Here is a 13426-nt window from a genome sequence, read left to right as displayed (position 1 = left end):
TGAGTTGGCCGCCCCGCGCACGATACGCGCAGGGCGGCGTAGCGGCGTTCCCGGGGATCAGGCGAAGCGGCGCTGCTCGCCCTGGCCGAACAGGTTGGCGAAGCAGCGGCCGCACAGGCCCGGATGCTCGGCATGCGCGCCGACATCGGCGCGGTAGTGCCAGCAACGCTCGCACTTCTGGTTGGCCGACGGCGTGACGACCACGGCTTCCTCTTCCGCCGTGGCGACCTTGGTCACGCGGGCGTCGGAAGTGATCAGCACGAACTTCAGGTCGTCGCCCAGGCTTTCCAGCACGGCCGCCTTGTCGCCGGCCGCCTTGACCTCGACTTCGGCCTGCAGCGAGGAACCGATGCCGCCGGCGATGCGCACTTCTTCCAGTTGCTTGGTGACCGTCGCGCGCACTTCGTGCAGCACCGCGAACTTGTCCAGCAGCGCGCCGGCATCGGCCACCTCGGGCAGGGCATAGTAGGTCTGCGAGAAGATGGTTTCGCCGCTTTGCTCGAACGCTTCCTTGCCGGCGAAGAAGCCCCAGGCTTCTTCCGCGGTGAACGAGAGGACCGGCGCCATCAGGCGCAGCAGCGCCTGGGTGATGTGCCAGATCGCGGTCTGCGCGGAACGGCGCGCGGCCGATTCGACGCCGCTGGTGTAGAGGCGGTCCTTCAGGATGTCGAGGTAGAAGCCGCCCAGGTCTTCCGAGCAATAGCCTTGCAGCTTGGCCACCACCGGGTGGAATTCGTAGGACTCGAAGTGTTCCAGCACCTCGGCCTGCAGGCGCGCCATGTTGGCGATCGCGTAGCGGTCGATTTCCAGCATCTCGGCCACCGGCACGGCATGCTTGGCGGGATCGAAGTCGGAGGTGTTGGCCAGCAGGAAGCGCAGCGTGTTGCGGATGCGGCGATAGGACTCGACCACGCGCTTCAGGATTTCATCGGAGATCGACAGCTCGCCCGAGTAGTCGGTCGAGGCCACCCACAGGCGCAGGATTTCCGCGCCCAGCGAGTCCGACACCTTCTGCGGCGCCACCACGTTGCCCTTGGACTTGGACATCTTCTTGCCTTCGCCGTCGACCACGAAACCGTGCGTCAGCAGCGCCTTGTAAGGCGCGCGGCCGTTGAGCATCGAGGATGTCAGCAGCGACGAGTGGAACCAGCCGCGGTGCTGGTCCGAGCCTTCCAGGTAGAGGTCGGCCGGGAACTGCGACTGCTGCTTGTGCGAGCCGCGCAGCACGGTCTGGTGCGTGGTGCCGGAGTCGAACCACACGTCCAGCGTGTCCTTGTTCTTCACGTAGTGCTCGGCGTCGGCGCCCAGCAGTTCCTTCGGGTCCAGCGCCTGCCAGGCTTCGATGCCGTCCTTCTCGATGCGCTGCGCGACCTGCTCGACCAGTTCCGGCGTGCGCGGATGCAGTTCGCCGGTTTCCTTGTGCACGAAGAAGGCCATCGGCACGCCCCACTGGCGCTGGCGCGACAGCGTCCAGTCGGGACGGTTGGCGATCATGCCGTGCAGGCGCGCCTTGCCCCAGGCGGGGAAGAAGGCGGTGTCTTCGATGCCTTGCAGCGCGGTTTCGCGCAGGCTCTTGCCGCCGTCCTTGGGCGTGTTGTCCATGCTGGCGAACCACTGCGAAGTGGCGCGATAGACGATCGGGGTCTTGTGGCGCCAGCAATGCATGTAGCTGTGGTCGAACATGACCAGCTTGAACAGCGAGCCGGTTTCTTCCAGCTTGGCGCAGATCGGCTTGGAGGCTTCCCAGATGGTCAGGCCGGCGAACAGCGGCAGCCACGATGCGTAGCGGCCGTCGCCCATGACCGGGTTCAGGATGGCGTCATCCTTCATGCCGTGCGCCTTGCACGAGATGAAGTCTTCGATACCGTAGGCCGGCGCCGAGTGCACGATGCCGGTGCCGCTGTCGGCGGTCACGTAGTCACCCAGGTAGACCGGCGACAGGCGGTCGTAGCCCTTGTCGGCGGCGGCCAGCGGATGGCGGAAGTTGATCAGAGAGAGCTTCTCGCCGACGGTGGTGGCGATCACGCTGCCTTCCAGGCCGAAGCGCTGCAGGCAGGATTCGACCAGGTCCTTGGCCAGGATCAGCAGCAGCGGCTCGCCGTTGCGGGTGGTCTGCACCAGCGCGTAGTCGAACTCGGGATGCACGTTCAGCGCCTGGTTGGACGGGATGGTCCAGGGCGTGGTGGTCCAGATGACGATGTAGCCCCGGTCGGTCGGCAGCTTGGGCAGGCCGAAGGCGGCGGCGATCTTGTCCGGTTCGGCGAACGGGAAGCCGACGTCGATGGCCGGGTCGCGCTTGTCCTGGTATTCCACTTCCGCCTCGGCCAGCGCCGAGCCGCAATCGAAGCACCAGTTCACCGGCTTCAGGCCGCGGTACACATAACCCTTCTCCAGGATGGTACCGAGCGCGCGCAGCTCGTCGGCTTCGTTGGAGAAGTTCATGGTCTTGTACGGGTTGTCCCATTCGCCCAGCACGCCCAGGCGGATGAAGTCGGCCTTCTGGCGTTCGATCTGCTCGCCGGCGTAGGCGCGCGCCTTGGCTTGCACTTCGGCCACCGGCAGGTTCTTGCCGTATTTCTTCTCGATCTGGATTTCGATGGGCATGCCGTGGCAGTCCCAGCCCGGCACGTATTGCGCGTCGAAGCCGGCCATGTTGCGGGCCTTGACGATCATGTCCTTCAGGATCTTGTTGACGGCGTGGCCGATGTGGATGTCGCCGTTGGCGTACGGCGGGCCGTCATGCAGGATGAACTTGGGGCGGTGGGCGGAAGCCTTGCGGATGCGCTCGTAGATTTTCTTTTCCTGCCATTGCTTGACCCATTGCGGTTCGCGCTTGGCCAGGTCGCCGCGCATAGGGAACGCGGTCTCGGTCATGTTGACCGGGTACTTGGAGGCTGCCTTGCCTGTTTTTTCCTGCTTGCCCGGCTTGGCCGGCGATTCGTTGTTGGACATGACAAATTTCTCTGGTGGATGCTGGTTGATTCAGGTGGCGCCGCCAGGAAAGCGGCGCAAAAACTGGAAACTGAGCGGAGAGCTGGACGGCGGCCGGCGCGCAGGCCGACCGGCTGCCAGCGTCAAATTCGGTCGGTCGCCGAAATGGCGAAGCCGGTGTTTTCCCGGAAATACGCGCGCGCCTGTTCGGCATCGTGCGCGATCGCCGCGGTCAGCGTGGGCAGGTCGTCGTATTTCTCTTCGTCGCGCAGTTTCTTCAGGAAGTCCACGCGCAGCAGCTTGCCGTAGCAGTCCCCCGCGAAATCGAGCAAGTGGGTTTCCAGCAGCACGCGGCCGCTGTCGTCCACCGTCGGGCGCACGCCCAGGCTGGCGACCGCGGGCAGCGGGGCGTTGCCGATGCCGTGCACCTGCACCACGAAGATACCCGACAGCGCCGGATGCTTGTGGCCCACGCGCATGTTCAGCGTCGGGAAGCCGATGGTGCGGCCCAGTTTCTTGCCGTGCACCACATGGCCGCTGATGGCATAGGAGTGCCCCAGCAGGCGGCGCGCCAGTTCGAAATCGCCCGCGGCCAGCGCCGCGCGCACGGCCGAAGAGGAAATGCGCACGCCGGCGTTGGTCACGGTCGGCATGGAATGCACTTCGAAGCCGTATTTCTTGCCGGCCTCGATCAGGGTCTGCAGGTTGCCGGCGCGGCGCGCGCCGAAGCAGAAGTCGTCGCCGACCATCAGCCAGCGCACATGCAGGCCCTGCACCAGGATCTTTTCGATGAAGTCTTGCGGCGAAAGCCCGGCGAAGTGGCTGCCGAAATGTTCTACGATCACCCGGTCGATGCCGGCATCGGCCAGCGACTGCAGCTTGTCGCGCAGGTTGGCGATGCGCGCCGGGGCGTTTTCGGGTTTGCCGGCCAGTTTCGCGAAGAATTCGCGCGGATGCGGCTCGAAGGTCATCACCGCGGCATCCAGCCCCAGCCGGTCGGCGGCTTCGCGCACGCGCGCCAGCAGGGCCTGGTGGCCGAGGTGCACGCCGTCGAAGTTGCCGATCGTCAAAGCGCAGGGCGCGCGCGATTCGGCATTGGGAAGTCCGCGAAATACCTTCATTGAAAAGCTGGAAAGTGGCTTTGTTGCAAAAGCTTTCCATTATAAATGTTTTCGGCGATTTTCCCTGACTTGATGGCCGGAATCGCTGCGGCCGGGCAGGGGATGTGGCAAAAATTTCCTTTTGGGAAACTTTTTACATTTCTCCCCAAATGGCATTCAGGGCCGCCAGGGCCGCCAGGCCCGCCGTTTCCGTGCGCAGCACGCGCGGCCCCATGGACAGCATCAGGGCGCCTTGCGCGCAGGCGAGCTGTTCCTCTTCCTCATTGAAGCCGCCTTCGGGGCCGACCACCAGGGTCACGGCCTGCGGCGGATGGTGGCGCGCCCAGGCCGACAGCGGTTGTTCGCCGCGCGGCGACAGCAGGATGCGGCGGTGCAGGTCGCTCTGGCCGATCCAGCGGCGGAATTCGGCCAGCTCAGCCAGGTGCGGCAGGCGGTTGCGGCCGCATTGTTCGACCGCGGACTGCACGATGCCTTGCCAATGGGCTTGCTTTTTTTCGGCCCGCTCGCCCGACAGCTTGACCACGCAGCGTTGCGCGGCCAGCGGCACGAGGGCGGTGGCGCCCAGTTCGACGGCTTTTTCCACGATCCAGTCCATCTTGCTGCCTTCCGGCAGCGCCTGCGCCAGCGTCAGCGCATAGGGCAGTTCGGCTTCGCGCGGCGAGAAGGTCTTGACCTCGGCGTGGGCGCGCTTCTTTTCGATGGCGGTCAGGGTGGCGGTGTATTCGCCGCCTTCGCCGTTGAACAGCGTCACATGGTCGCCCGGCTGCAGCCGCAGCACCTGGATGTGATGGGCCACGTGGTCGGGCAACGCCAGGGACGCGCCGATGCTGAGGGCTTGCGGACAAAAGAAACGTGGCATGGATGGGGTTGGCGGTAAATAGGGAGCGATCCCCGATTTTAACGCCTCCGCCCCCATTCCCGGCCCATTTGTGGCATGGGTGCGGGCGCTCTCTGGTAAAATACAGCCCCGCGCGACCCCGGATATTTCCGGGGTTTGCATTTGAATGGCAGCACCGGAGCCGGCGGCAACAGGGCGTTGGCTCCCCGAAACAGGTTTTTGGCGCCTGCGGGCGCATCCAGCAACTCTCTGACACCGACATGATTTCCACTCTCCCCACCGACAAGATGGCCAACGCGATCCGCGCGCTGGCGATGGACGCTGTACAAAAAGCAAATTCTGGACACCCGGGCATGCCGATGGGGATGGCGGAAATCGCCGTGGCGCTGTGGGCCAAGCACTACCGCCACAACCCGGCCAACCCGCAATGGGCCAACCGCGACCGCTTCGTGCTGTCCAACGGCCACGGTTCGATGCTGCACTACGCGCTGCTGCACCTGACCGGCTACGACCTGCCGATGGAAGAGATCAAGAACTTCCGCCAACTGCATTCCAAGACCGCCGGCCACCCCGAAGTGCACATCACCCCGGGCGTGGAAACCACCACCGGCCCGCTGGGCCAGGGCATCACCAACGCGGTGGGCATGGCGCTGGCCGAGAAGCTGCTGGCCGCCGAATTCAACAAGCCCGGCCTGCCGGTGGTCGACCACTACACCTATGCCTTCGTCGGCGACGGCTGCCTGATGGAAGGCATCTCGCATGAGGCCTGCTCGCTGGCCGGCGTGCTGAACCTGTCCAAGCTGATCGTGCTGTACGACGACAACGGCATCTCCATCGACGGCCACGTCGAAGGCTGGTTCAAGGACGATACCCCGAAGCGCTTCGAAGCCTACGGCTGGAACGTGATCCCGGCCGTCGACGGCCACAACGTGGAAGCGGTCAACGCCGCCATCCACCAGGCCAAGCTGGCCGACAAGCCGACCCTGATCTGCTGCCGCACCGTGATCGGCAAGGGCTCGCCCAACCTGGCCGGCACCGACAAGGTGCACGGCGCCGCGCTGGGCGACAAGGAAATCGCCGCCGTGCGCGAAGCGCTGGGCTGGACCTACGCCCCGTTCGAAATCCCGGCCGACGTCTACTCGGCATGGGACGCCAAGGCCAACGGCGCGCAGCTGGAAGGCGCGTGGAACAAGACTTTCGCCGACTACTCGGCCAAGTTCCCGGCCGAAGCCGCCGAACTGCTGCGCCGCCTGAAGGGCGAACTGCCGGCCGGCTTCGACCAGACCGTGGCCGCCTACATCGCCTCCACCGTCGAGAAGAAGGAAAACATCGCCACCCGCAAGGCCAGCCAGAACGCCATCCAGGCCTATGCGCAAGTGCTGCCGGAATTCCTGGGCGGCTCGGCCGACCTGACCGGCTCCAACCTGACCAACTGGAAGGAATCGGTGGCGGTGCGCGCCGACCAGGCCGGCAACCACATCAACTACGGCGTGCGCGAGTTCGGCATGAGCGCCATCATGAACGGCATCGCCCTGCATGGCGGCTACCTGCCGTTCGGCGCCACCTTCCTGACCTTCTCCGACTACAGCCGCAATGCGCTGCGCATGGCCGCGCTGATGAAGGTGCGCTCGCTGTTCGTGTTCACCCACGATTCGATCGGCCTGGGCGAAGACGGCCCCACCCACCAGTCGGTGGAGCATGTCTCCAGCCTGCGCCTGATCCCCAACCTGGACAACTGGCGTCCGTGCGACACCACCGAGTCCGCCGTGGCCTGGGCCGAGGCGATCAAGCGCCATGACGGCCCCAGCACCCTGATCTTCTCGCGCCAGAACCTGCCGTTCCAGGAACGCACCGCGGCCCAGATCAAGGACATCGCGCGCGGCGGCTATGTGCTGCGCGATGCGGCCGACGCCAAGCTGGCGATCCTCGCCACCGGTTCCGAAATCGAGCTGGCCACCAAGGCCGCCGACGCGCTGGCCGCCGAAGGCATCGCCGTGCGCGTGGTCTCCATGCCGTCGACCGACGTGTTCGACCGCCAGGACGCCGCCTACAAGGCCTCCGTGCTGCCCAAGGGCATGCCGCGCCTGGCCATCGAAGCCGGCGTGACCGCCTTCTGGCACAAGTACGTGGGCCTGGAAGGCGCCGTGGTCGGTATCGACACCTTCGGCGAATCGGCGCCGGCCGGCGTGCTGTTCAAGCACTTCGGCTTCACCGTCGAGAACGTGGTGGGCAAGGCTAAGCAATTGCTGGCCTGATCCGCGTTGAAGGACGAAGTAATGACACAAGCAGCAGCAACCGGCGCCACGGAAGAAGTCACGATCCGGCGCGCCCGCGCCTCGGATGCCGCTTCGATCGCCGGCGTGCGCATCGATAGCTGGCGCGCCAGCTATCGCGGCCTGGTGCCGGACAGCTACCTGGACAGTCTAAAGCCCGAACAGAGCGTCAAGCTGTGGGAGCAGGTGTTGGGCGCGTCCTCGGATGCGGCCTGCACCTTCGTGGCCGAAGCCGGCGGCGAGGTCATCGGCTTCGCCTCGGGCATGACGCTGGCCGACAGCAAGTTCGGCTGCGACGCCGAACTCTCGGCGATCTGCGTGTTGCCCGACGAGCAGCGCCGCGGTTTAGGCAAGAAGCTGCTGGCCAACGTCGCGGCCACCCTGATCAGCGCCGGCGCCACCGGCCTGATGGCCTGGGTACTGGCCAAGAACGAAGGCGCGCGGGAATTCTTCAAGGCCTTGGGCGCAGAACAGCTGTTCGAGCAGACCTTCACCTGGGATGACGGCACCGAGATCGACGAGGTCGGTTTCGTCTGGCGCAAGCTGAAATAACAATGCCGGGTTGCCGGCAAGACCGTTTTGTATCGATTTTCAATATTTTCAATACCTTAAGGAGAACAGCATGGCAATTCGCGTCGCAATCAACGGTTATGGCCGCATCGGCCGCAACATCCTGCGTGCCCACTACGAAGGCGGCAAGAAGCACGACATCGAAATCGTCGCCATCAACGACCTGGGCGACCCGAAGACCAACGCCCACCTGACCCAGTACGACACCGCGCACGGCAAGTTCCCGGGCACCGTGGCTGTGGATGGCGATTCGATCGTCGTCAACGGCGACCGCATCAAGGTGCTGGCGCAGCGCAACCCGGCCGAACTGCCGTGGGGCGAGCTGGGCGTGGACGTGGTGCTGGAATGCACCGGCTTCTTCACCACCAAGGAAAAGGCCAGCGCCCACATCAAGGGCGGCGCCAAGAAGGTGATCATCTCCGCGCCGGGCGGCAAGGACGTGGACGCGACCGTCGTCTACGGCGTCAACCACGGCGTGCTGAAGGCAACGGATACCGTCATCTCCAACGCATCGTGCACCACCAACTGCCTGGCGCCGCTGGTCCAGCCGCTGCATGACAAGATCGGCCTGCTGAACGGCCTGATGACCACCGTGCACGCCTACACCAACGACCAGGTGCTGACCGACGTCTACCACGAAGACCTGCGCCGCGCCCGTTCGGCCACACAGTCGATGATCCCGACCAAGACCGGCGCCGCCGCCGCGGTCGGCCTGGTGCTGCCGGAACTGAACGGCAAACTGGACGGCTACGCCATCCGCGTGCCGACGATCAACGTCTCCATCGTCGACCTGTCCTTCGTGGCCGCGCGCGACACCACCGTGGACGAAGTCAACGCCATCCTGAAGGCCGCTTCGGAAGCCGGTCCGCTGAAGGGCATCCTGACCTACAACACCGATCCTCTGGTGTCGGTCGACTTCAACCACAACCCGGCATCGTCCAACTTCGACGCCACCCTGACCAAGGTCTCCGGCCGCCTGGTCAAGGTTTCGTCCTGGTACGACAACGAGTGGGGCTTCTCCAACCGCATGCTGGACACCACCGTGGCCCTGGCGACCGCCAAGTAAGGCCGCCGATGCCGGTTTCCGGGCGTTTCCGGAGCCGGTATCGACAATTTCGGGGCTGATTCGGCTTCTTTTCCTCGGATGCAAGCTTGCTTGCGCCGGTGAAAATATGTCATCAGCCTGCAAAAGAGCGAAAGGCTGTTGCAAACTTCGGTTTGCGATGGCCTTTTGTCCGTTTGCGGCATTGCATGCCAAACAATACCAACCCGAATCCACAAGAGGGACGTGATGTCAGCAACCTCATTCCAAGCGCACCGCCTGGTGGCCAGGCTGGCCCTGATCGCCGGTGTCGCCTTCTCGCTTTCCGCATGCGACTACGTCAGCAAGTTCACCAAGCCCAAGCAGACGCCTGAAGAGGCCAAGGCCGAAGGCATTGCCCTGGGCGCTGGCTGCCGCCAGGCCGGCCAGTCCCTGGAAGACTGCTACCAGCGTAATCCGGATGCCTTGAAGGCGGGTATCTTCGCCGGCTGGAAGGATATGCACGAATACATGGCCGCCAAGGGCATCCAGACCGTCGCGCCGCCGCCACCGCCGGCCGAACCGGCCAAGGATGAGAAGGATGACAAGGACGGCAAGGATGCCAAGGGCAAGGACTCCAAGGATTCGTCCAGCGACCGCAGCAGTCGCTCGCGCGACCGCGATCGCGACAGCAGCCGTTCGCGCGACCGCGAAAGCTCGTCTTCCAAGGACGCCAAAGACAGTTCCTCAAAGGATAGCGCCAGCGACCGTCGCGCCAGCCGCGAAGATAAGCCTACGCCCAAGTACTAGCTTGCAGCAGGGCTTCCCAGCCGGTAACATCTGCCAATGCCCCGCATGCGGGGCATTTTTTCATCGACCGGCTGGGGGAACCGCCGGCAACGGGATTGTGGCGCGCCATCGGTGCTACTCCCCGCCAGAATAAACAAAGATATGAATACACCGTTGACACAATTGCCTCCGGCCATGCCGGAGCATGTGCCCGAGACCGCTTTCGGCATCTGGTTCTTGCGTACGCCAACCTGGACTCTGCATGTGCTCGAGCGTGCGATGAAAGACCTGGAGCGCTTGATTCCCGCGCGCCGCGCCAGCTACCCTGTAGTGGCCGACGTCGGTTGCGGCTGGGGCCGCTCGATGAAGAAGTTGCACCAGCGCTTCGCGCCACAACGCCTGATCGGTATGGACATCGATCCTGATATGATCGCGGCCGCGCAGGCCGAGGTTGACGGCGAGGGAATCAAGGCCGAATTCATCCAGTGTTCCAGTTCGCAGATGACGCTGGAAGACAATAGCGTGGACCTGCTGTTCTGCCACCAGACCTTCCATCACCTGATCGAGCAGGAAGAGGCGATCCGCGAGTTCTATCGCGTGTTGAAACCGGGTGGCATTCTGCTGTTTGCAGAATCGACCAAGCGCTACATCCACTCCTGGATCATCCGCCTGCTGTTTCGCCATCCGATGGATGTGCAGAAAACCGCCGAGGAATATCTGGCGCTGGTGCGCAGTGCCGGTTTCCAGGTGGCGCCGGAGTCGGTGTCCTATCCTTATCTGTGGTGGAGCCGCGAAGACCTGGGCATCATGGAACGCGTGTTCGGTATCAAGCCTCCGGCCGTGCGTGAAGAGACGTTGATCAATCTGGTCGCGGTGAAGCCCTCGGTGTGAGGCTGGGGCGTCGCTGGGCGACTGGGTAATAAAAAACGGGATACGCCATATGGCGTATCCCGTTTTTTTCGAGGGTGGCCCTGGTTTCAGCCGAACACCGTCTCCCACAAGCGGATCACACAAGCGCGCTCATGTTCCACGCGCTCGGCGTCGATGTGGGCGCGTTCCGCCCCCTGCAGGCGGATCTGGTGCTGCAGCTTGCGGAACAGGCGATAGGCGTTGGCGGCCTCGGCGGCCAGGTCGGTGTCGATCAGGCCCAGTTGCGCGGCCAGCTTCAGTAGCGCGATATTGCCGATGTCACCGGTCAATTGCGGATGTTCCGGTGCATGGCGCAGCACCAGGTACTGGACGATGAACTCGATGTCGATCATGCCGCCTTCGTCGTGCTTCAGGTCGAACTGGCTGCTGCGGTTGGGGTGGGCTTCGCGCATGCGGCGGCGCATCGACAGCACTTCCTCCTCCAGCTTTTCATAATCGCGCGGCTGGCGCAGCACGCGTTCGCGCAGCGCCTCGAAGCGTTCGCCGATGGCGGCGTCGCCGGCGCAGAAGCGGGCGCGCGTGAGCGCCTGGTGTTCCCAGATCCAGGCCGAGTTGAGCTGGTACTTCTCGAAGGACGACAGCGGGGAGACCAGCAAGCCGCTGGCGCCGTCCGGGCGCAGCGCGATGTCGACGTCGAACAGCGTGCCGGCCGGAGTGTGGCTGGTCATCCAGGTGATGAAGCGCTGCGCCAGCTTGGCGTACAGCGCGGGCGCTTCCTGGTCGTCGTCGTCGTACAGGAACACCACGTCCAGGTCCGACACATAACCCAGCTCCTTGCCGCCCAGCTTGCCGTAGGCAATCACCGCGAACTGCGGTGCCTCGCGGTGGCGCTGGGTGATGGTCTGCCAGACCGCCTTGATGGTGGCGGCCACCAGGATATCGGCCAGCGCCGAGAGTTCGTCGGCCAGCTTTTCCACCGACAGGTCGCCTTCCAGGTCCTGCGCCAGCAGGCGAAACAGTTCGGTGTGGTGCAGCTCGCGCAGGATGTCCATCTGGCGCTCGGTGTCGCCCGGCGCGGTGTCGAGCTGGCGCTGGCAGTTCTCGGCGAAGGCCGTCCAGTCCGAACCGGCTTTCAGGTTGCGGTCGTCCAGCAGTTCGTCCAGCAGGATCGGGTGCTGGGTCAGGTAGGTGGCGGCCCAGCCGCTGGCGCCGATCATGCGCACCAGGCGCGTGAGGGCATAGGGATATTCGGTCAGCAGTGCCAGGTAGGCCGCGCGGCGAGCAATGGCTTCGAGGAAGTCGAGCAGGCGCCCCAACGTCGGCAACTGGTCGTAGTGCAAGGCCGAGATCAGGGGCAGGGCGGCGTTGATGACCGTATTGAGGCGGTTGCGGCTCTGTTCCGGCAGGCTTTGCATGCGCGGCGATTGCCAGGTCAGGTGCAGGCGCTTGGCGCCGTCCTCGATGTCGGCTTCGGGGAATCCCACCAGCTTGAGCGCATCGGCGATCGCTTCCAGGCCGTCGGCATCGTTGATGCCGGGGGCGTCGCTTTCGCTGTCGGGCGCCGCCTGCTTGTCGTTGAAGATGGCATCGAACTGCGCGGCCACGATGCGGCGGTGCGCCTCCAGTTCCTGCAGCAGGCCGGCGGTGTCGGGGCAGCCCATCATGCGCGCCACCAGCAGCAGGTCGTCGGCGTTGACCGGGAGGGTATGGGTTTGCGCGTCTTCCAGGTATTGCAGGCGGTGTTCCAGGTTGCGCAGGAAGGTGTAGGCCGCCAGCAGCTGCTCCACCACTTGCGGCGCCAGCAGGTTCTTGGCGGCCAGCGTGCGCAGGGTGGCGCGGGTGGAACGGTCGCGCAGTTCCGGATCGCGGCCGCCGCGGATCAGTTGGAATACCTGGCTGGCGAATTCGATCTCGCGGATGCCGCCGCGTCCCAGCTTGACATTGTTGCTGCGGTCCGGGTGCAGCGCTTCCTGGCGCTTGACCTCGGCGCGGATCTGCGCGTGCATCGAGCGCAGCGCGTCGATCGAGCCGTAGTCCAGGTAGCGGCGGAAGATGAAGGGACGGCTGATGGCTTCCAGCACGGCGATATCCTGCGGATCGCCGGTCAGCGCGCGCGCCTTGGTCCAGGCGTAGCGCTCCCATTCGCGGCCCTGGCGCACCAGGTATTCCTCGACCATGTTGAAGCTGGCCACCAGCGGACCGGAATTGCCGTTGGGACGCAGCGCCATGTCGACGCGGAAGGTGAAGCCGTCGCCGGTGATTTCAGCCAGGGCGCCGATCAGCTTCTTGCCCAGGCGTACGAAGAATTCATGGTTGGACAGTTGTTTCTGGCCGTCTTCCACGCGGGTGTCGCCGTCTTCCGGATAGACGAAGATCAGGTCGATGTCGGAGGAGACGTTGAGTTCGCCGCCGCCCAGCTTGCCCATGCCCAGCACGATCATCTGCTGGAGGCGCCCCGACTCCTCGCCGATGGGTTCGCCGTACAGCGCGGTCTGCTCGCGCATCAGGGCTTCCAGGTGCGTTTGCACCGCGAAATCGGCGAAAGCGGTCATGGTGGCGACCACTTCGGCCAGGTCGGCGCGGCCGGAAAGGTCGCGTTCGATCAGCGTGCACACGACCAGGTTGCGCAGGCGGCGCATGGCGGCGTTGAGCGCCAGGCCGGCGTCCAGGTCGGCTTGCAGGCTGCGTACGAAGAAGCCGTGGTCCATGGCCCGGGCGGCGGCTGCGGCAACCAGGGCCGGGCGTGCGGGATCGGCCTGTGTCCAGCGGGTGAAGTAACGCGAATCCTGGGCAGTGGCGAGCGGGGAAGTCTGATCTGGCATAGTGGCGCGAAGGTTGGGCAGGTGTAAAAGAAGGAAAACAGGACGTAAAACCGGTGCCAGGACGGGCGGCATCCGCCGAAAATAAGGCAAGCCTGACGCTGGACTGACGATTTTGTTTCCAAAGACCGATTTTATCGCCCGTTTTTAAAACTTATCGCCGTTTTTGCCGCTCTTAGGTGTTCCGCCCGGAT

At 64.7% G+C, this 13426-nt stretch carries 9 protein-coding genes; 5 read left to right on the top strand and 4 right to left on the bottom strand.

Translation table 11 applies throughout. The annotated features are described in order from the left end of the window. Window positions 1-57: 57 nt before the first annotated feature. From ileS to J7548_RS13340, 3 genes are all read right to left on the bottom strand, one after another. Window positions 58-2952, bottom strand: a complete 2895-nt coding sequence (gene ileS / locus J7548_RS13350) for an isoleucine--tRNA ligase (RefSeq protein ID WP_290975096.1) — start codon at window positions 2950-2952, stop codon at window positions 58-60. Between the two features lie 122 nt (window positions 2953-3074). Continuing rightward, on the bottom strand, window positions 3075-4052 hold the full coding sequence (locus J7548_RS13345) for a bifunctional riboflavin kinase/FAD synthetase (protein ID WP_290975095.1): 978 nt from the start codon (window positions 4050-4052) through the stop codon (window positions 3075-3077). A 133-nt stretch (window positions 4053-4185) separates the two neighbouring features. Next, window positions 4186-4911 carry a 16S rRNA (uracil(1498)-N(3))-methyltransferase gene (locus J7548_RS13340; RefSeq protein WP_290975094.1) on the bottom strand — a complete coding sequence of 242 codons (726 nt, stop codon included), beginning with the start codon at window positions 4909-4911 and terminating at the stop codon, window positions 4186-4188. Between the two features lie 2 nt (window positions 4912-4913). On the opposite strand from J7548_RS13340, the gene tkt reads away from it, so the two are divergent. The 5 genes from tkt (at window position 4914) to J7548_RS13315 (ending at window position 10434) form a co-directional block, all read left to right on the top strand. Further along, window positions 4914-7145, top strand: coding sequence for a transketolase (gene tkt / locus J7548_RS13335; RefSeq protein ID WP_290975093.1), 2232 nt, complete (start codon window positions 4914-4916; stop codon window positions 7143-7145). Between the two features lie 21 nt (window positions 7146-7166). Continuing rightward, a complete protein-coding gene (locus tag J7548_RS13330) occupies window positions 7167-7715 on the top strand; it encodes a GNAT family N-acetyltransferase (protein ID WP_290975092.1) in 549 nt (182 codons plus the stop codon). 70 nt (window positions 7716-7785) lie between these two features. Beyond that, window positions 7786-8799: a type I glyceraldehyde-3-phosphate dehydrogenase gene (gap, locus tag J7548_RS13325; RefSeq protein WP_290975091.1), complete on the top strand. Its 1014-nt coding sequence runs from the start codon at window positions 7786-7788 to the stop codon at window positions 8797-8799. 225 nt (window positions 8800-9024) lie between these two features. Further along, window positions 9025-9564 carry a hypothetical protein gene (locus J7548_RS13320; RefSeq protein ID WP_290975090.1) on the top strand — a complete coding sequence of 180 codons (540 nt, stop codon included), beginning with the start codon at window positions 9025-9027 and terminating at the stop codon, window positions 9562-9564. 141 nt (window positions 9565-9705) lie between these two features. Continuing rightward, complete coding sequence (locus J7548_RS13315) at window positions 9706-10434, top strand: class I SAM-dependent methyltransferase (RefSeq protein WP_290975089.1); 729 nt, start codon at window positions 9706-9708, stop codon at window positions 10432-10434. Window positions 10435-10520: 86 nt separating this feature from the next. Here the strand turns inward: J7548_RS13315 and glnE are convergent, their stop codons facing one another. Continuing rightward, window positions 10521-13235, bottom strand: coding sequence for a bifunctional [glutamate--ammonia ligase]-adenylyl-L-tyrosine phosphorylase/[glutamate--ammonia-ligase] adenylyltransferase (gene glnE / locus J7548_RS13310; protein WP_290975088.1), 2715 nt, complete (start codon window positions 13233-13235; stop codon window positions 10521-10523). Between the last annotated feature and the right edge of the window lie 191 nt (window positions 13236-13426).

It is taken from the genome of Herbaspirillum sp., assembly GCF_017744395.1.
Taxonomy (GTDB): domain Bacteria; phylum Pseudomonadota; class Gammaproteobacteria; order Burkholderiales; family Burkholderiaceae_D; genus Herbaspirillum.
Note: the sequence above shows the minus strand (reverse complement) of the source record. Positions and strands in the feature narration are given on the sequence as shown.